Below are 18,427 nucleotides of genomic sequence, written 5' to 3'. Positions count from 1 at the left end.
CGCGGCGAGCCGCTGACGTTTGTAATTCAGAGCGAAGTTGGGCGCAGTGTAAAAAACATTAGCCAGTGAATTTCACTGTATAAGTGCCTATATTTGGCGAGAATTCTCGGCAATAACGCTTTTCACGGAGGGGCATCCACTATGCGAACCAACCATCAGACCCGTCGTGCTCTGGACAAGATAGACCGCAATATCCTGCGAATACTGCAAGCCGACGGGCGTATCTCCTTCACCGAACTGGGGGAGCGGGTGGGGCTGTCGACCACGCCATGCACCGAGCGCGTCCGGCGCCTGGAGCGCGAAGGCATCATCATGGGCTACAACGCCCGGCTCAACCCACAACACCTCAAGGGCAGCCTGCTGGTGTTCGTCGAAATCAGCCTGGACTACAAGTCCGGGGACACCTTCGAGGAATTTCGTCGGGCCGTGCTCAAGCTGCCCCATGTGCTGGAGTGCCACTTGGTGTCCGGAGATTTCGATTACCTGGTCAAGGCGCGGATTTCCGAGATGGCCTCGTACCGCAAGCTGCTGGGGGACATCCTGCTCAAGCTGCCCCATGTGCGCGAATCCAAGAGCTACATCGTGATGGAAGAAGTGAAGGAGAGCCTGAGCCTGCCGATTCCGGATTGATTCCGGTCGCAGTGCCCCGCCAATGTCAGACCAGCACTTGCCGCGTGCTCGCCATGTACTGGTGAATCTGTTTTTCCACCCGCGGATGAATCATCTCCACCGGGCGCCGGCCATTGGGGCAAGGCAGGCTGGGGGTGGTGCCGAACAGCCGGCAGATCAGCGGCCGCTCGTCATACACGGTGCAGCCGTTGGGCCCCAGGTGCACACAGTTCAGCTCGTCCATGGCGGCGTCCTGCTCGGCGGCGGTCTTGCGCGGCAGGCGGGACATTTCCTCGGGAGAGGTGGTCACCGGCCCGCAGCAGTCGTGGCAACCGGGGACGCATTCGAAGGAGGGAATCTGCTGTCGCAGCAGACGGACTTTCTGGCTGTTGCAGCTCATGGCAGCGTATACCGGGATATTCAATGACCCGGGATTTTGCCCTAAAAGCCCCGGTGCAGACAGCGACAGCTGACCACCGTCGGTTGCCGAGGCGGAAAACCCCGGCTTATGCTCCGTGCATTTTTCCAAACACGACTCAGGATCCGCGCCCATGACCGCCCGTACTCAGCCACCGCAGCCGCTCCAGGGGCACACTGCTTCGTACTACGCCGCCAGCAGCCTGGCCCAGCCCGATTACCCGGTGCTCAGCGGCGAACTACGGGCGGATGTGTGCGTGGTCGGCGGCGGTTTTTCGGGCTTGAACACGGCGATCGAGCTGGCCGAGCGCGGGCTCAGCGTGATCCTGCTGGAGGCCCGCAAGATCGGCTGGGGCGCCAGCGGGCGCAACGGCGGCCAGTTGATTCGTGGTGTCGGGCACGGCCTGGAACAGTTCACCTCGCTGCTGGGCAGCGACGGGGTGCGTGAGCTGAAGCTGATGGGCCTGGAAGCCGTGGAGATCGTCCGGCAACGGGTCGAACGCTTCCAGATCCCTTGCGACCTGACCTGGGGCTATTGCGACCTGGCCAACAAATCCAGGGAGCTGGACGGTTTCGCCGAGGACGCTGAAGAGTTGCGCAGCCTCGGTTATCGGCATGAACTCAGGCTGCTGCAAGCGCAGGACATGCATCAGGTGGTGGGCTCCAAGCGCTACGTTGGCGGCCTGGTGGACATGGGCTCGGGCCATCTGCACCCGCTGAACCTGGCCCTGGGTGAAGCCCGCGCCGCGCAACAACTGGGGGTTGGCCTGTTCGAGCAATCGGCGGTCACGCGCATCGACTACGGCCCTGAAATCAAGGTCCACACCGCCCAGGGCACGGTTCGCGCCGAGCACCTGGTGCTGGGCTGCAACGCCTACCTCAATGACCTCAACCCGGAGTTGGGCGGCAAGGTGCTGCCCGCCGGCAGCTACATCATCGCCACCGAGCCCTTGAGCGAGGCCCAGGCCCACGCGCTGTTGCCGCAGAACATGGCGGTCTGCGACCAACGGGTGGCCCTGGATTACTACCGGCTTTCGGCGGACCGGCGCTTGCTGTTCGGCGGCGCCTGCCATTATTCCGGGCGCGACCCCAAGGACATCGCCGCCTACATGCAACCGAAGATGCTCCAGGTGTTTCCGCAGTTGGCCGGGATGAAGATCGACTATCAGTGGGGCGGGATGATCGGCATCGGCGCCAACCGCCTGCCGCAGATCGGCCGGCTCAAGGACCAGCCGAATGTGTATTACGCCCAGGCCTATTCGGGTCACGGACTGAACGCCACGCACCTGGCCGGCAAGCTGTTGGCCGAGGCTATCAGCGGCCGGCAAAGTCGTGGTTTCGATCTGTTCGCCCAGGTGCCTCACATCACCTTCCCCGGGGGCAAGCACCTGCGCTCGCCGCTGCTGGCGCTGGGGATGCTCTGGCACCGACTCAAGGAACTGGCCTGAGCCGGCACCCCTTTAGAGACGCCAAAACGGCTTGAGCCCTTCCCGACGCGCCTGCTCCCGGCTCAGGCCGATGTCCCGCAGTTGCTCGGGGGTCAGTTCCAACAGGGCTTTGCGGCTGTGCAGTCGATGCCAGTACAGAGCCCAGCGCCCCAGGCCGATGGGCGCACAGCCGGACAGGCGCGCGGTCATCGCCCGCTCCTGCCCCTCGACCAGATCCTGACTGTGTAACGACAGACGCACATCGCTCAAGCCGTTCATTTCTGTCTTGCTCCTGTTCACTTGGGTTGCAATGAGCAGACATCATGGGCGGATGGGCAAAACCATTACAGACTCAAAGCGGTTGTATTATTCCCATACAGATTTTCCACAAACCCGGCTGAATCCTGTATTTTCCTCCCATCTGTACCGGTCCTCCCCGCCCCTCTTCCATCGAGTGCTCAGCATGACCCTTTACGTCAACCTCGCCGAACTCCTGGGTACCCGCATCGAGCAGGGCTTCTATCGCCCCGGCGATCGGCTGCCCTCGGTACGTGCCTTGAGCGTCGAGCACGGTGTCAGCCTGAGCACCGTGCAGCAGGCATACAGGCTGCTGGAAGATAACGGCCTGGCCACGCCCAAACCGAAATCCGGCTATTTCGTGCCCGCCAGTCGCGAGTTGCCGGCCCTGCCGGCGGTGGGTCGACCGGCCCAGCGTCCGGTAGAAATTTCCCAATGGGACCAAGTCCTCGAACTGATTCGCGCGGTGCCGCGCAAGGATGTGGTGCAACTGGGACGGGGCATGCCGGACGTCACCACGCCGACCATGCAACCGCTGCTGCGCGGGCTGGCACGGATCAGCCGGCGCCAGGACATGCCCGGGCTGTATTACGACAACATCTACGGCGTGCTCGAACTACGGGAACAACTGGCCCGCCTGCTGCTGGATTCCGGCTGCCAATTAGGGGCCAACGACCTGGTGATCACCACCGGCTGCCACGAAGCGCTGTCCACCAGCATCCGCGCCACCTGCAACCCGGGCGACATTGTCGCGGTGGACTCGCCGAGCTTTCACGGGGCCATGCAAACCCTCAAGGGCCTGGGCATGAAAGCCTTGGAGATTCCCACCGACCCCCTGACCGGCATCAGCCTGGAAGCCCTGGAACTGGCCCTGGAGCAATGGCCGATCAAGGCCATACAGTTGACCCCCAACTGCAACAACCCCCTGGGCTACATCATGCCGGAGTCGCGTAAACGCGCCCTGCTGACCCTGGCCCAGCGCTTCGACGTGGCGATCATCGAGGACGATGTGTATGGCGAACTGGCCTACACCTACCCGCGCCCACGCACCATCAAGTCCTTCGATGAAGACGGCCGGGTGCTGCTGTGCAGCTCGTTCTCGAAAACCCTGGCCCCCGGCCTGCGCATTGGCTGGGTGGCGCCGGGGCGCTATCTGGAACGGGTGCTGCACATGAAATACATCAGCACCGGGTCCACGGCGACGCAGCCACAGATCGCCATTGCCGAATTCCTTAAGGACGGCTACTTCGAACCGCACTTGCGCAAGATGCGCACTCAATACCAGCGCAATCGCGACCTGATGCTTGACTGGGTCAGCCGCTACTTCCCGGCCGGAACCCGTGCCAGCCGGCCCCAGGGCAGTTTCATGCTGTGGGTCGAACTACCGGAGGGCTTCGACACTCTGAAGCTCAACCGTGCCCTGCTGGACCAGGGGGTGCAGATCGCCGTAGGCAGCATCTTTTCGGCCTCCGGCAAGTACCGCAATTGCCTGCGGATGAACTACGCTGCCAAGCCAACCGCAGAGGTCGAAGAAGCGGTTCGCAAGGTCGGCGCCGCCGCCATCAAGCTCCTGGCCGAAACCCAGGCCAATAACGACTGACCCTCTCCCGGGAACCTGCGCCCCTATGCCAACCCTTGCCACGCTTCGAGACGACCTGAGTTGAAACTCATGCAGGCGTGCACCGTGGCGCTGCTGGCGGGCGCGCTGCTGAGCGGTTGCGCCAGCCGGGACGTGCCCCGGGAACCCAGCCAGGCCCTGCCGGCAACGGACTCGCGCTTTGCCCAATCGATCCGTACCCAGGCCGCCCCGCACCAGGGGCGCTCGGGCTTTCGCCTGCTGTCCAACAGCACCGAAGCCTTCATGCCCGGGCCGAACTGATCCGCAACGCCCAGAGCAGCCTCGACCTGCAGTACTACATCGTCCACGACGGCGTCAGCACCCGCATGCTGGTGGATGAACTGCTCAAGGCCGCCGACCGCGGCGTGCGCATCCGCATCCTGCTGGATGACACCACCAGCGACGGCCTGGACCAGATCATCGCCACCCTGGCCGCCCACCCACAGGTGCAGATTCGCCTGTTCAACCCTCTGCACCTGGGCCGCAGCACCGGCGTGACCCGCACCCTGGGGCGCCTGCTCAACCTCTCGCAGCAACACCGGCGCATGCACAACAAACTGTGGCTGGCAGACAACAGCGTGGCCATCGTCGGCGGACGCAACCTGGGGGATGCCTACTTCGACGCCGAGCCCAACCTCAACTTCACCGATATCGACATGCTCAGCGTCGGGCCCGTGGCGGAGCAGCTGGGGCAAAGCTTCGACCAATACTGGAACAGCGCCCTGAGCAAACCCATCGGTGAGTTCATGTCGCGAGCGCCGTCAGCCAAGGACCTGCGCAATACCCGGCAACGCCTGGAAGACTCCCTGGAAGACAACCGCCGGCAGAACCATGCCCTGTACCAACGGCTGATGACCTACCAGACCCAGCCGCGCATGGACATCTGGCGCAAGGAGCTGATCTGGGCCTGGAACCAGGCCCTGTGGGACGCTCCGGCCAAGGTACTGTCCAAGGGCGAACCCGACCCGCACCTGCTACTGACCACCCAGCTAGGCCCTGAACTGCAGGGGGTCAGCCAGGAGCTGATCATGATCTCGGCCTACTTCGTACCCGGCCAGCCGGGGTTGGTGTACCTGACCGGGCGTGCTGATGCCGGGGTTTCTGTCAGCCTGCTGACCAACTCCCTGGAGGCCACGGACGTGCCGGTGGTCCACGGCGGCTATGCACCTTATCGCAAGGCCCTACTGGAGCACGGAGTAAAGCTCTTCGAACTGCGTCGCCAGCCGGGCGACAGCGGCGGTGGTGGCAGCGGCCCGCACTTGTTCCGCAGCGGCTCGGTGGGCGGCTCCGACTCCAGCCTGCACAGCAAGGCGATGATTTTCGATCGGCAAAAGTCCTTTGTCGGCTCCTTCAACTTCGACCCACGCTCGGTGCTGTGGAACACCGAAGTCGGGGTGCTGGTGGACAGCCCGGAACTGGCCGAACACCTGCGCGCGCTGGCCCTGCAAGGCATGGCGCCGGCCTTGAGCTACGAGGCCAAATTGCAGGATGGCCAAGTGGTCTGGGTCACCGAAGACAACCAGCAACTGCACACCCTGAGCCGCGAGCCCGGCAGTTGGTGGCGCCGCATCAACGCCTGGCTGAGCACCCGGGTCGGCCTGGAACGCATGCTCTGAAACACAATTGCGTCAGGGCTTGAGCAATTGGCCCCTGATGAACTGATCCAGGGCGGCCGAGTGGTAGAAGCCCATGCACCGCTCGAAGATCGAGTTGATCGGGTAACCCGCCTCGTTCTTCATCGGGGGCCCGCCGACATGGAAGGTTTCGGTGTGGCGCTTGACGAAATGGCTCAGCGCCCGGGTGCGCCGGTCCGTGCCATCGCGGTCCAGTTGCACCCGATCGACGAAGTAGGACGCATCGTGCAGGTCGAAGGCCTTGTAGAAGTTCATGCGCTCATAATTGCCGTCCAGGCACTCCTTCAGCGCCAACTGCTTGACCCGCTCGACCGGGGGGTCCTTGGGCGCGCCATGGCTGAGGGTTGCCACTAGGCACATAAGCGCAGCACCCACGCGGGCACCTTTCATCCTGGTTGATTTGAGCTTCATCTGACGTCCCTGAATACACACGAAATAGCCCGGCCCCTACGAGGATTGCGGCTGGGCAACACCGAACGCGCCTTGGCGCGACAGCAACACTATCAACCCCAAGGCACCCGCCGCCATCAAGAACAGCAAGGCGTGGCCGCTGACCCACTGGCTGCCCGCCCCGGCCACCAGCGGCCCGATCAGGCAGCCGATGCCCCAGAGCTGCGCCACATGGGCGTTGGCCCGCACCAAAGCGTCGTCACGGTAGCGCTCGCCGATGAGGATCAGCGACAGGGTGAACAAGCCGCCGGCACTGGCGCCGAACAGCACCCACAGCGGCCAGATCAACGGGCTGTGGAGCAGCAGCGGAATGGCCAGGCTGGACAACAGCAGCACCACCGCACAGCCACTGAACAGGGTACGCCGCGACCAGCGATCGGCCAGAGCGCCGATCGGTAATTGCAGCACGGCATCGCCCACCACCACGGTGCTGACCATGGCCAGGGCGATGTCTTCCGTGAAGCCCTGGCGCAGGCAATACACCGGCAGCAGGGTGAGGATCATGGCTTCGAACGCAGCAAACAAGGCAACCGCCCAACCGATGGCCGGCAAGCCGCGGCAGAAGCGCCACAAGTCGATCATGGTCACGCTGCAGGCTTCGGTGGTGGGCGCGCCGCTGCGGCCCATCAGCAGCAGGGGCGAGACCACCAGCAACACCACGCCGACCCAGAACCCGTAGTCATGCCCGGTGCCCAGCGCCCCCAGCAGCAGCGGCCCGGCCAACTGGCTCAGGGCGTAGCAACTGCCGTACAGGGCCACCAGGCGGCCACGCCAATGCTCCACCACCAATTGGTTGATCCAGCTTTCGCCGAGGATAAAGACGATGGTCAGCACCACGCCGATCATCAGGCGCAGCAGCAACCACAGCGGATAACTGGGCAACAGCGCCAGCAGGCCGATGGACAGGGCTCCGCCCCACAGGCACAAACGCATCAGCCCAGCCGTACCGAAACGCGCCGCCAGACGGCTGGAGATCTTCGCCCCGAGCAACACGCCAAAGGCCGGCATCGAGGCCATGACGCCAATGGCAAAAGGGCCGTAGCCCCAGCTTTCCAGGCGAAACGACACCAACGGCATGCTCACGCCCAAGGCCAGGCCGACGCTCAGGACCGCCGACAGAACGGCGAAATAAGTCGCCCAATGCATTTCCACGCTCCTGTGGATCATTGCTTTCATCAGACACAGACGACACAGCCGGACTTCCCTGAGGGGAGTCCGGCTGCGATAAGGGTCGAAAGCCGACGCTGCTAAGGGCGCCGACCCACCGAAGCCTCGCGACTTACAGTTTGATCCAGGTCGCTTTCAACTCGGTGTATTTGTCGAAGGCGTGCAGGGATTTGTCCCGACCGTTGCCCGACTGCTTGAAGCCGCCGAACGGAGCCGTCATGTCGCCACCGTCATACTGGTTGACCCAGACGCTGCCGGCACGCAGGGCGCGGGCTGTCTGGTGAGCCTTGGAGATGTTCGACGTCCACACTGCCGCCGCCAGGCCGTAAGGCGTGTCGTTGGCGATCTGGATGGCTTCTTCAGCGGTGTCGAAGGTCAGTACCGACAGCACCGGGCCAAAGATCTCTTCCTGGGCGATTTTCATGGCGTTGGTCACGCCGTCGAAAATCGTCGGCTCGACGTACGTACCGCCGGTTTCCTCCAGGGTGCGCTTGCCACCGATCACCAGCTTGGCGCCATCGGCGTGGCCGGACTCGATGTAGGACAGCACGGTGTTCATCTGCTGGGTGTCCACCAGGGCACCGACATTGGTTGCCGGGTCCAGGGGGTTGCCCGGTTTCCAGCCCTTGAGGGCCTCGATCACCAGGGGCAGGAACTGATCCTTGATGGAGCGCTCCACCAGCAGACGAGAACCGGCGGTGCAGACTTCGCCCTGGTTGAAGGCGATGGCGCCGGCGGCGGATTCGGCAGCGGCTTGCAGGTCCGGGGCATCGGCAAACACGATGTTCGGGCTTTTGCCACCGGCTTCGAGCCAGACGCGCTTCATGTTCGACTCACCGGAGTACACCAGCAACTGCTTGGCGATCTTGGTCGAACCGGTGAACACCAAGGTGTCCACATCCATGTGCAGGGCCAGGGCCTTGCCCACCGTGTGGCCGTAACCCGGCAGGACGTTGAACACGCCTGCTGGGATGCCCGCTTCGACTGCCAGGGCAGCGATGCGAATGGCCGTCAGTGGCGATTTCTCCGAAGGCTTGAGGATCACCGAGTTACCGGTGGACAAGGCCGGGCCGAGTTTCCAGCAAGCCATCATCAGCGGGAAGTTCCACGGCACGATGGCCGCGACGACGCCCACTGGCTCGCGGGTGACCAGGCCCAGTTGATCGTGGGGAGTGGCCGCCACTTCATCGTAGATCTTGTCGATGGCCTCGCCGCTCCAGCTCAGGGCTTGCGCAGCCCCGGGAACGTCGATGTGCAGCGAGTCGCTGATGGGCTTGCCCATGTCCAGGGTTTCAAGCAGGGCCAGTTCTTCCGCGTGCTTTTTCAGCAGGCCGGCAAAACGGATCATGGTGGATTTGCGCTTGGCCGGAGCCAGGCGCGACCAGGTGCCGGCGTTGAAGGTGGCGCGGGCGTTGTCCACGGCACGCTGGGCGTCGGCAGCGTCACAACTGGCGATGGTTGCCAGTAGACGGCCATCGACCGGGCTGATGCATTCGAAGGTTTCATTGGAGACGGCGGCGGTGTATTCGCCATTGATGTAGGCGCGGCCTTCGATCTTCAGGTCGCGGGCACGTTGTTCCCAATCGGCACGAGTCAGGGTGGTCATACGAGTGTCCTCCTCTTATTGATCAGGAGTGCCGCGCGAACGATGCCGGCACCCTCAAGAATTCTGCCCGGCCAGCTTGCTTAAGACCAAAGGCACCCGCCACCCTAAACCAGCCGCCCCTGTGGTTTCAATATATTTGACACAGACCGGGCAAACGCCATTGCTATGTTCATTTTAATAAACATAGACTTTGGACTTCATACCCACTCGCGTCGCAATCACGGGGGAATACAAGAATGAGCATCCATAAGGTCATCGACTTCGGCCAAGCCAATACCGAGGGCGAACGCTACCGCCCCGCGGCGGAAAAAGTCCTCAAGGGCGACCCGGAGCAAGCGGTCTTCAATCACTACGCCAGCCCCTGCGGGCAGATGAACGCCGGCGTCTGGGAAGGTGCGGTGGGCCAGTGGACGGTGAACTTCACCGAGCATGAATACTGCGAGATCGTGCAGGGCGTTTCAGTGCTGCGCGACAAAGACGGCAACGCCAAGACTTTGCGCGCCGGCGACCGTTTCGTGATTCCCGCTGGCTTCCAGGGCACCTGGGAAGTGCTGGAGCCGTGCCGCAAGATCTACGTGGCGTTCGAACAGAAAGCCTGAATCACAGGCACAAAAAAACCCGCTTGAAGGCGGGTTTTTTTGTCAGAAGAAAAATCAATTACTTGATTTTGCCTTCTTTGTAGATCACGTGCTTGCGAACAACCGGATCATATTTCTTGATCTCGATTTTGTCCGGGGTAGTGCGCTTGTTCTTGTCGGTAGTGTAGAAGTGACCAGTACCGGCGCTCGAAATCAAACGAATCAATTCACGCATGATTAGCTCCCTTAGATCTTGCCAGCTTTGCGAATTTCGGCCAGCACGACAGTGATGCCACGCTTGTCGATGATACGCATGCCTTTGGCAGATACGCGCAGACGCACGAAACGTTTCTCTTCTTCAACCCAGAAGCGGTGATGCTGCAGGTTCGGCAGGAAACGACGACGGGTTTTGTTGTTTGCGTGGGAAATGTTATTCCCAGTCACCGGACCCTTACCGGTAACTTGACATACTCTCGACATGCCTCAGCCCTCTAAAACCACATGCCCAACCCGGCATGGGTTGGCCGCTTAATCTCTCAGTCATTTGGCGCCAGGCGCCGCGTTTCTTTAGAGGTCTTACCGGCTACACCTACAGTGAAGGAACCGGGCCCCTAGAAAAGAGCGCTGCTTTATACCAGAAAGACCCAATAGCAACAACAGCCACTGTGATCTGGAATGCGAAAAACGCTGATTTTCTTGCTACGAACGCCTGCGGCAAAGGCTACAGCAGATTTCGACCGCTCGTCGCAGAATAAAAAACCTAAGGCCTTATTTAGCCAAAACACCTTCCTTGCACACGTCGCTCACCCACGCACAAGAGGCCGCCAACAGCTTTCTGCGGGTTATCCAGACACTGAAAAACGCCTTCGACCGCTCTCAATTGCGCCCCGCAGCAGCCACTGAACGTAAAAGGAGATAGTCATTTTCCAGCGAGATCTCTAGGGTAAGGCTTTTTCCAGACTGCACTCGCAGATGGGCTTTCGATCTGTTCAAGGAACCCGACCATGCGTCTTGCCGCCCTACCCCTATTGCTCGCCCCCCTTTTAAGCCCCCTGGCCCAGGCTGCCGCGCTGAGCGTCTGTACCGAAGCGAGCCCGGAAGGTTTCGATGTGGTGCAGTACAACTCGCTGACCACCACCAATGCCTCCGCCGACGTGCTGATGAACCGCCTGGTGGATTTCGATGCCAACAGCGGCAAAGTGGTGCCGAGCCTGGCTGACAGCTGGGAAGTCTCCAGCGATGGCCTGACTTATGTGTTCAAGCTGCACCCCAAGGTCAAATTCCACCGCACCGACTACTTCACCCCCAGCCGCGAGCTGAGTGCCGAGGACGTCAAGTTCAGCTTTGAGCGCATGCTCGACCCGGCACACCCGTGGCACAAGATCGCCCAGAGCGGCTTCCCTCACGCCCAGTCCCTGCAACTGCCGGCCCTGATCAAGAAAATCGACGCCCTCGACCCGCTGACGGTGCGTTTCACCCTGGATCATGCCGACTCGACGTTCCTCGCCACCCTGACGATGGGTTTCGCCTCCATCTATTCCGCCGAGTACGCCGACCAACTGCTCAAGGCCGGCACCCCGGAAAAGCTCAACAGCCAGCCGATCGGCAGCGGCCCTTTCATCTTCAACCGTTTCCAGAAGGACGCGGTGATTCGCTACAAGGCCAACAGCGAGTACTTCGCCGGCAAGCCGAAAGTCGACCCGTTGATCTTCGCCATCACCCCGGACGCCAACGTGCGCCTGCAAAAACTGCGGCGCAACGAGTGCCAGATCGCCCTGTCGCCCAAACCACTGGATGTGCAGGCCGCCAGCCAGGACCCCACACTGGAGGTGGAAAAGACTGCGGCCTTCATGACCGCCTTCGTCGGCATCAACAGCCAGCACCCACCGCTGGACAAGCCTGAAGTCCGCCAGGCGATCAACTTGGCATTCGACAAGGCCAGCTACCTCAAGGCCGTGTTCGAAGGCACGGCCGAAGCAGCCAATGGCCCTTTCCCGCCTAACACCTGGAGCTACGCCAAGGAACTGCCCGGCTACAACCACGACCCGGAAAAGGCCCGCCAACTGCTGGCCAAGGCGGGCCTGAAGAACGGCTTCCAGACCACCATCTGGACCCGCCCTACCGGCAGCCTGTTGAACCCCAACCCAAGCCTGGGCGCGCAGCTGTTGCAGGCCGACCTGGCCAAGGTCGGGATCCAGGCGGAAATCCGCGTGATCGAATGGGGCGAGCTGATTCGCCGGGCCAAGGCTGGCGAACATGACCTGCTGTTCATGGGCTGGGCCGGTGATAACGGCGACCCGGATAACTTCCTGACACCGCAATTCACCTGCGCCGCCGTGAAGTCCGGAACCAACTTCGCCCGCTATTGCGACCCAGGCCTGGACAAGCTGATCAGCGCCGGCAAGACCACCAGCGAGCAAGGCGTGCGCAGCAAGCTGTACCAACAGGCCCAAGCTCAAATCCAGCAACAGGCGCTGTGGCTCCCCCTGGCCCACCCTACGGCCTCCGTCCTGACCCGCAAGGAAGTCCAGGACTACCAGGTCAGCCCATTCGGCCGCCAGGACTTCTCTAAAGTCAGCGTCAAACCCTGACCTCTCCTGCAGGAGCTGGCTTGCCAGCGATGGCGCCCCAAGATCAACGCAAGATCCACAGGCCCCATCGCCGGCAAGCAGACGCCTACAAAAGGGTTTTCACAACCAGCCATACTCGGCCATCGATAACGGCTCGCCCTCGCCGACGATGAAATGGTCGAGCACGCGCACATCGATCAATTCCAGCGCCTCCTTCAGGTGATGGGTGAGGATGCGGTCGGCCTGGCTTGGCTCGGCCACCCCCGAAGGGTGGTTGTGGCAGAAGATCACCGCCGCAGCGTTATGGGCCAGGGCACGCCTGACCACTTGGCGCGGGTAGACGCTGGTGCTGTCGATCGAGCCCTGGAACAACGCCTCGAAGGCCAGCACCCGGTGCTTGGTGTCCAGGAACAGGCAGCCGAACACCTCGTGCAGCTCATGGCGCAGCATTGCCTTGAGGTAGTCGCGCACAGCCAGCGGGCTCTCCAATACCGACTCGCGACGTAACGTCTCCGCCAAATGGCGGCGGGCCATTTCCAGCACTGCCTGCAACTGGGCGAACTTGGCCGGCCCCAGCCCCAACTGCCGACAGAAGACTTGCTGGTCGGCCTCCAGCAAGCCGCGCAGGCCGTCAAAACGGTGCAGCAGGTGCCGGGCCAGGTCCACAGCGCTCTTACCGGCGACCCCGGTCCGTAGAAAGATCGCCAGCAATTCGGCGTCGGAAAGGCTCGCCACACCCAACTCCAGAAGCTTCTCTCGCGGCCGCTCCGCCGCGGGCCAATCACGGATGCTCATAGCACCTCCCTGTCTGTCGGCACCGCTGTTCCATAGCGGGCGCTGTGCTAATCTAGCCCATCTTTTTTGCGTGGGATTTCACCTGGGGAGGGGGCATCTCACGCGGCAATCACTGAACTGAAAGGCAGGCCTATGCAGCGGCTGTATCGGAAACGCATCGTTCTCGGCGTCGGCGGCGGCATCGCCGCCTACAAGAGCGCCGAGTTGGTCCGCCGACTCCTCGACCAGGGCGCGGAAGTACGCGTGGTCATGACCCGGGGCGGCAGTGAATTCATCACCCCACTGACCATGCAGGCCCTGTCCGGGCACCCGGTCCACCTGGACCTGCTCGACCCTGCGGCCGAAGCCGCCATGGGCCATATCGAACTGGCCAAATGGGCCGACCTGGTGCTGATCGCTCCCGCCACGGCCGACCTGATCGCCCGCCTGGCCCAAGGCATCGCCGATGATTTGCTGACCACCCTGGTCCTGGCCACCGACGCCACCGTCGCTATCGCCCCGGCGATGAACCAGGCCATGTGGCGCGACCCGGCCACCCAAGCCAATACCCAACTCCTGCAAAGCCGTGGCCTCCAGGTCTTCGGGCCAGCCTCTGGCAGCCAGGCCTGCGGCGACGTCGGCATGGGCCGCATGCTCGAAGCCAACGACCTGGCCCAGTGCGCCGCCGACTGCTTCAAGCATCAGGCCCTGACCGGCAAGCACGTTTTGATCACCGCCGGGCCGACCCAGGAAAACATCGACCCGGTGCGCTACATCACCAACCATAGCTCAGGGAAAATGGGCTTCGCCCTGGCCGAGGCTGCGGTGGAAGCCGGCGCCCGGGTGACCCTGATCACCGGCCCGGTGCACCTGCCAACCCCCGACAGAGTCACTAGAATCGACGTGGTCAGCGCTCGCGACATGCTCGCAGCCTGTGAAGCAGCCATCCCTTGCGACCTGTTTATCGCCTCGGCAGCGGTTGCGGACTACCGCCCCGAAGTCGTCGCCCCACAAAAATTAAAGAAAGACCCTACGAAAGGTGACGGCCTGCTCCTACAGATGGTGCGCAATCCAGACATCCTGGCCACCATTGCCACCCGTCCCGATCGCCCGTTCAGTGTCGGCTTTGCCGCCGAGACCGAACACCTGCTCGACTACGCTGCGCGCAAACTTCAAGACAAGAACCTCGACCTGATCGTCGCCAACGACGTAGCCAACCCGAGCATTGGCTTCAACAGCGAGGAAAACGCCTGCAGCGTGATTGACCGTGAGTTGCACGCAACTCTCTTCGCCCAGACCAGCAAGGGCAAGATTGCCCGCCAACTGATCTCTTTTATCGCCGAACGGCTGAACCAGGTTTAACTCGCATGCACGCTTTACAAGCCAAGATCCTCGACCCACGCATCGGCACCGATTTCCCCATGCCGCAGTACGCCACCCCCGGCTCCGCCGGCCTCGACCTGCGGGCGATGCTCAAGGAAGACACCGTCCTGGAGCCTGGGCAAACGCTGCTGATCCCGACCGGGTTGTCGGTCTACATCGGCGACCCGGGCCTGGCCGCCCTGATCCTGCCGCGCTCCGGCCTGGGCCATAAGCATGGGATTGTGCTGGGCAACCTGGTCGGCCTGATCGACTCCGACTACCAGGGCGAGTTGATGGTGTCCTGCTGGAACCGCGGCCAAACCGCCTTCAACATCGCCGTCGGCGAGCGCATCGCCCAACTGGTGCTGGTGCCTGTGGTCCAGGCGCATTTCGAAGTGGTTGAAGCCTTTGATCAGAGCCAACGCGGCAGCGGCGGTTTCGGTCACTCCGGCAGCCACTGATCAAGGAGCATCCGGCTGGGCCACGCCCGGCCGGATCCCCCCGCCAACCCCTTCAGGCTGCGCTTTAGCCGATCTTTCTCTGGTTTTTTAATTTATAAAAATCAATAAGTTGCGCAGTTTTTTACGGGACGCTCCGCATCAGATGGCACTTTCGCAGTACGAACTCTAAGCTGAAAACGCCGTCATACCCTTCAGTTTGAGCCTGCCGGCCCGTCATTTTCCGGCCGTACCGCACCTTTTCAGATGGAGCACCCTCAGTGATGAGCAACGCAGCCAAAGTCGCACCTTCTTTTCCTGACAGCATCTTCCGCGCCTACGATATTCGCGGCGTGGTTCCGGAAACCCTGACCGCTGAAACCGCTTACTGGATCGGCCGCGCCATCGGCTCCCAGAGCCTGGCCCAGGGCGAACCCAATGTGTCGGTAGGCCGCGACGGTCGCCTCTCTGGCCCGGAACTGGTGGAACAACTGATCCAGGGGCTGTACGACAGCGGCTGCCACGTCAGCGATGTCGGCCTGGTGCCCACACCGGCGTTGTACTACGCCGCCAACGTGCTGGCCGGCAAATCCGGGGTCATGCTCACCGGTAGCCACAACCCGTCGAACTACAACGGTTTCAAGATCGTCATCGCCGGCGACACCCTGGCCAACGAACAGATCCAGGCCCTGCACGAACGCCTCAAGAGCAACAACCTGAGCAGCGGCCCGGGCAGCATCACCAAAGTCCGGATCCTCGAGCGCTACTCCGACGAGATCACCCGCGACGTGAAACTGGCCAAGCGCCTGAAAGTGGTCGTGGATTGCGGCAACGGCGCCGCCGGGGTCATAGCCCCGCAGTTGATCGAAGCCCTGAACTGCGAGGTCATCCCGCTGTTCTGCGAGGTGGACGGCAACTTCCCCAACCACCACCCGGACCCGGGCAAGCCGGAAAACCTCGAAGACCTGATCGCCAAGGTCAAGGAAACCGGGGCCGACCTGGGCCTGGCTTTCGACGGTGACGGCGACCGCGTCGGCGTGGTGACCAACACCGGCAGCATCGTGTTCCCGGACCGCCTGCTGATGCTGTTCGCCAAAGACGTGGTGGCGCGCAACCCGGACGCGGAAATCATCTTCGACGTCAAATGCACCCGGCGCCTGATCCCCCTGATCAAGGAATACGGCGGTCGCCCGCTAATGTGGAAGACCGGTCACTCGTTGATCAAAAAGAAAATGAAACAAACCGGTGCGTTACTGGCCGGGGAAATGAGCGGGCATGTGTTCTTCAAGGAACGCTGGTTCGGTTTCGATGACGGTATCTACAGCGCCGCACGGCTGCTGGAGATCCTCAGCCAGGAAAAATCCACCGCGGAAGAGCTGTTCGCGACCTTCCCGAATGATATTTCTACGCCGGAAATCAATATCCATGTGACCGAAGAGAGCAAATTCAGCATCATTGACGCCCTGCACGACGCGCAATGGGGTGAAGGCGCCAACCTGACCACCATTGATGGCGTGCGAGTCGACTACGCCCAAGGCTGGGGCCTGGTGCGCGCTTCCAACACCACACCGGTGCTGGTGCTGCGCTTTGAGGCCGATAACGAGGCCGAGTTGCAGCGCATCAAGGATGTGTTCCACGCCCAGCTGAAACGAGTTGCACCTGATCTCCAACTACCGTTTTGATTGTTTGAAGCACCGGAGCCCTGAATGACCATCGAACGCGATGCTGCCGCCAATACCGCCAAGGTCCTATCCGAAGCGTTGCCTTACATTCGCCGCTATGTCGGCAAGACCCTGGTGATCAAATACGGCGGCAACGCTATGGAGAGCGAGGAGCTGAAGACCGGTTTCGCCCGTGACATCGTGCTGATGAAGGCCGTCGGGATCAACCCGGTGGTGGTGCACGGCGGCGGTCCGCAAATCGGTGACCTGCTCAAGCGTCTCTCCATCGAGAGCCACTTTGTCGACGGCATGCGCGTGACCGATGCGCAAACCATGGACGTGGTAGAGATGGTCCTCGGTGGCCAGGTCAACAAGGACATCGTCAACCTGATCAACCGTCATGGCGGCAGCGCCATCGGCCTGACCGGTAAAGATGCCGAACTGATCCGGGCGAAAAAACTCACCGTGACCCGCAAGACACCCGAGATGACCACCCCGGAAATCATCGACATCGGTCACGTGGGCGAAGTGGTCGGGATCAACACCGACCTGCTCAACCTGCTGGTCAAAGGTGACTTCATCCCGGTGATCGCACCGATCGGTGTGGGTGCCAACGGTGAGTCCTACAACATCAACGCCGACCTGGTCGCAGGCAAAGTGGCCGAAGCACTGAAAGCCGAAAAGCTGATGCTGCTGACCAACATTGCCGGCCTGATGGACAAATCGGGCAAGGTCCTGACCGGCCTGAGCACCCAGCAAGTCGACGACCTGATCGCCGACGGCACCATCTACGGCGGCATGCTGCCGAAGATCCGCTGCGCGCTGGAAGCCGTGCAAGGCGGCGTCGGCAGCTCGCTGATCATCGACGGTCGCGTGCCTAACGCGATCCTGCTGGAAATCTTCACCGATACCGGCGTCGGCACCCTGATCAGCAACCGCAAGCGCCCTTAAGCACTGAAAACAAAAAGGCCCCGTTCAATTGAGTTGAACGGGGCCTTTTTTATGCACGCGATGCACATGCAGGAGCTGGCTTGCCTGCGATGACGGCGGCATCTGCAGCAACTATGTCGCCTTGCACAGCCTATCGCCGGCAAGCCGGCTCCTGCAGTCAGACGCCGAATTGCTCGCGGTACGCACGCACCGCCGGCAGATGCTGCTTGAGCTGAGGATCGTCTTCCAGGAACTGCAGGACCTGATTCAGGGAGACGATGCTGACCACCGGGATGCCGAAGTCGCGCTCGACTTCCTGGATCGCCGACAACTCACCGTTGCCGCGTTCCTGACGGTTCAGGGCAATCAGCACACCGGCAGCCTTGGCGCCGTCCTGGGACTCGATGATCTGCATCACTTCACGGATCGCGGTACCCGCGGTGATCACGTCGTCGATGATCAGTACGTCACCGGTCAACGGCGCGCCCACCAGGCTGCCGCCTTCGCCGTGCGCCTTGGCTTCCTTGCGGTTGAAGCACCAAGGCAGATCACGCTGATGATGCTCGGCCAGCGCCACTGCTGTGGCTGCCGCCAACGGAATGCCCTTATAAGCCGGGCCAAACAGCACGTCGAAGGCAATGCCGCTTTCGACGATGGCCGCGGCATAGAAACGCCCCAGCTGAGCCAGGGCCGAACCGCTGTTGAACAAGCCGGCATTGAAGAAGTATGGGCTGGTACGCCCGGACTTCAGGGTGAACTCACCGAAGCGCAAAACCCCGCGATCGATGGCAAAACGGATGAAGTCGCGCTGATACGCCTGCATGAAAAAGCCCCAGATACCACGGATTTAGCTAATTAGGTAGACCTCGGGTATCATACACGCACGTGAT

Annotated in this window: 17 protein-coding genes and 2 pseudogenes; 10 read left to right on the top strand and 9 right to left on the bottom strand. The window is 62.0% G+C overall.

Annotated features, from left to right (window positions below; genetic code table 11):
* Positions 1-141 precede the first annotated feature (141 nt).
* Positions 142-630: an Lrp/AsnC ligand binding domain-containing protein gene (locus tag M1B34_RS06620; protein WP_011064210.1), complete on the top strand. Its 489-nt coding sequence runs from the start codon at positions 142-144 to the stop codon at positions 628-630.
* 25 nt (positions 631-655) lie between these two features.
* On the opposite strand, the gene M1B34_RS06615 is transcribed toward M1B34_RS06620, so the two are convergent.
* A complete protein-coding gene (locus M1B34_RS06615) occupies positions 656-1,009 on the bottom strand; it encodes a YkgJ family cysteine cluster protein (RefSeq protein WP_123327818.1) in 354 nt (117 codons plus the stop codon).
* 151 nt (positions 1,010-1,160) lie between these two features.
* Between M1B34_RS06615 and M1B34_RS06610 the strand changes: the two genes are divergently transcribed.
* On the top strand, positions 1,161-2,474 hold the full coding sequence (locus tag M1B34_RS06610; protein WP_268264706.1) for an NAD(P)/FAD-dependent oxidoreductase: 1,314 nt from the start codon (positions 1,161-1,163) through the stop codon (positions 2,472-2,474).
* Positions 2,475-2,486: 12 nt separating this feature from the next.
* On the opposite strand, the gene M1B34_RS06605 is transcribed toward M1B34_RS06610, so the two are convergent.
* Entirely contained in the window at positions 2,487-2,732 is a 246-nt protein-coding gene (locus tag M1B34_RS06605; protein WP_123327820.1) for a DUF1127 domain-containing protein, read from the bottom strand.
* Positions 2,733-2,916: 184 nt separating this feature from the next.
* On the opposite strand from M1B34_RS06605, the gene M1B34_RS06600 reads away from it, so the two are divergent.
* Together M1B34_RS06600 and M1B34_RS06595 are read left to right on the top strand one after the other, a co-directional pair.
* Complete coding sequence (locus M1B34_RS06600; RefSeq protein ID WP_123327821.1) at positions 2,917-4,350, top strand: aminotransferase-like domain-containing protein; 1,434 nt, start codon at positions 2,917-2,919, stop codon at positions 4,348-4,350.
* 69 nt (positions 4,351-4,419) lie between these two features.
* Positions 4,420-5,984 (top strand): annotated as a pseudogene (locus M1B34_RS06595) (phospholipase D-like domain-containing protein).
* A 12-nt stretch (positions 5,985-5,996) separates the two neighbouring features.
* Here M1B34_RS06595 and M1B34_RS06590 read toward each other — a convergent pair.
* The 3 genes from M1B34_RS06590 to M1B34_RS06580 all read right to left on the bottom strand — a co-directional run bounded on the left by M1B34_RS06590 (position 5,997) and on the right by M1B34_RS06580 (position 9,225).
* Positions 5,997-6,377 carry a hypothetical protein gene (locus tag M1B34_RS06590; RefSeq protein ID WP_268264705.1) on the bottom strand — a complete coding sequence of 127 codons (381 nt, stop codon included), beginning with the start codon at positions 6,375-6,377 and terminating at the stop codon, positions 5,997-5,999.
* Positions 6,378-6,449: 72 nt separating this feature from the next.
* Positions 6,450-7,598 (bottom strand): MFS transporter, encoded by a 1,149-nt coding sequence (locus M1B34_RS06585; protein ID WP_268264704.1) that lies wholly within the window; start codon positions 7,596-7,598, stop codon positions 6,450-6,452.
* 133 nt (positions 7,599-7,731) lie between these two features.
* Positions 7,732-9,225 (bottom strand): aldehyde dehydrogenase, encoded by a 1,494-nt coding sequence (locus tag M1B34_RS06580; RefSeq protein ID WP_123327825.1) that lies wholly within the window; start codon positions 9,223-9,225, stop codon positions 7,732-7,734.
* Between the two features lie 236 nt (positions 9,226-9,461).
* Here M1B34_RS06580 and M1B34_RS06575 point away from each other — a divergent pair, with 236 nt between their 5' ends.
* On the top strand, positions 9,462-9,824 hold the full coding sequence (locus tag M1B34_RS06575; RefSeq protein WP_123327826.1) for a cupin domain-containing protein: 363 nt from the start codon (positions 9,462-9,464) through the stop codon (positions 9,822-9,824).
* Positions 9,825-9,882: 58 nt separating this feature from the next.
* Here M1B34_RS06575 and rpmG read toward each other — a convergent pair whose 3' ends face one another.
* Both rpmG and rpmB read right to left on the bottom strand, forming a co-directional pair.
* Entirely contained in the window at positions 9,883-10,038 is a 156-nt protein-coding gene (gene rpmG, locus M1B34_RS06570; RefSeq protein ID WP_003177274.1) for a 50S ribosomal protein L33, read from the bottom strand.
* Positions 10,039-10,049: 11 nt separating this feature from the next.
* Entirely contained in the window at positions 10,050-10,283 is a 234-nt protein-coding gene (gene rpmB / locus M1B34_RS06565; RefSeq protein ID WP_007894701.1) for a 50S ribosomal protein L28, read from the bottom strand.
* A 524-nt stretch (positions 10,284-10,807) separates the two neighbouring features.
* On the opposite strand from rpmB, the gene M1B34_RS06560 reads away from it, so the two are divergent.
* Positions 10,808-12,394 (top strand): ABC transporter substrate-binding protein, encoded by a 1,587-nt coding sequence (locus M1B34_RS06560; protein WP_268264703.1) that lies wholly within the window; start codon positions 10,808-10,810, stop codon positions 12,392-12,394.
* A 99-nt stretch (positions 12,395-12,493) separates the two neighbouring features.
* Here M1B34_RS06560 and radC read toward each other — a convergent pair whose 3' ends face one another.
* A complete protein-coding gene (radC, locus tag M1B34_RS06555; RefSeq protein ID WP_123327828.1) occupies positions 12,494-13,168 on the bottom strand; it encodes a RadC family protein in 675 nt (224 codons plus the stop codon).
* Positions 13,169-13,300: 132 nt separating this feature from the next.
* Here radC and coaBC point away from each other — a divergent pair, with 132 nt between their 5' ends.
* The 4 genes and pseudogenes from coaBC to argB all read left to right on the top strand — a co-directional run bounded on the left by coaBC (position 13,301) and on the right by argB (position 17,558).
* Positions 13,301-14,509 carry a bifunctional phosphopantothenoylcysteine decarboxylase/phosphopantothenate--cysteine ligase CoaBC gene (gene coaBC / locus M1B34_RS06550; RefSeq protein ID WP_123327829.1) on the top strand — a complete coding sequence of 403 codons (1,209 nt, stop codon included), beginning with the start codon at positions 13,301-13,303 and terminating at the stop codon, positions 14,507-14,509.
* A 5-nt stretch (positions 14,510-14,514) separates the two neighbouring features.
* Positions 14,515-14,970: a dUTP diphosphatase gene (gene dut, locus M1B34_RS06545; protein ID WP_123327830.1), complete on the top strand. Its 456-nt coding sequence runs from the start codon at positions 14,515-14,517 to the stop codon at positions 14,968-14,970.
* A 257-nt stretch (positions 14,971-15,227) separates the two neighbouring features.
* A pseudogene (locus M1B34_RS06540) lies at positions 15,228-16,628 on the top strand (phosphomannomutase/phosphoglucomutase); the annotation flags it as partial.
* 24 nt (positions 16,629-16,652) lie between these two features.
* Positions 16,653-17,558 carry an acetylglutamate kinase gene (gene argB, locus M1B34_RS06535; protein WP_123327832.1) on the top strand — a complete coding sequence of 302 codons (906 nt, stop codon included), beginning with the start codon at positions 16,653-16,655 and terminating at the stop codon, positions 17,556-17,558.
* A gap of 157 nt (positions 17,559-17,715) precedes the next feature.
* On the opposite strand, the gene pyrE is transcribed toward argB, so the two are convergent.
* The gene (gene pyrE / locus M1B34_RS06530) at positions 17,716-18,360 is read right to left on the bottom strand and encodes an orotate phosphoribosyltransferase (RefSeq protein ID WP_123327833.1); all 645 of its coding nucleotides are present in this window, start codon (positions 18,358-18,360) and stop codon (positions 17,716-17,718) included.
* Positions 18,361-18,427: the final 67 nt, after the last annotated feature.

Source organism: Pseudomonas morbosilactucae, assembly GCF_023241715.1.
GTDB lineage: Bacteria > Pseudomonadota > Gammaproteobacteria > Pseudomonadales > Pseudomonadaceae > Aquipseudomonas > Aquipseudomonas morbosilactucae.
The sequence above is the reverse complement of the archived record's forward strand: the minus strand, read 5'-3'. Positions and strand labels throughout refer to the sequence as shown.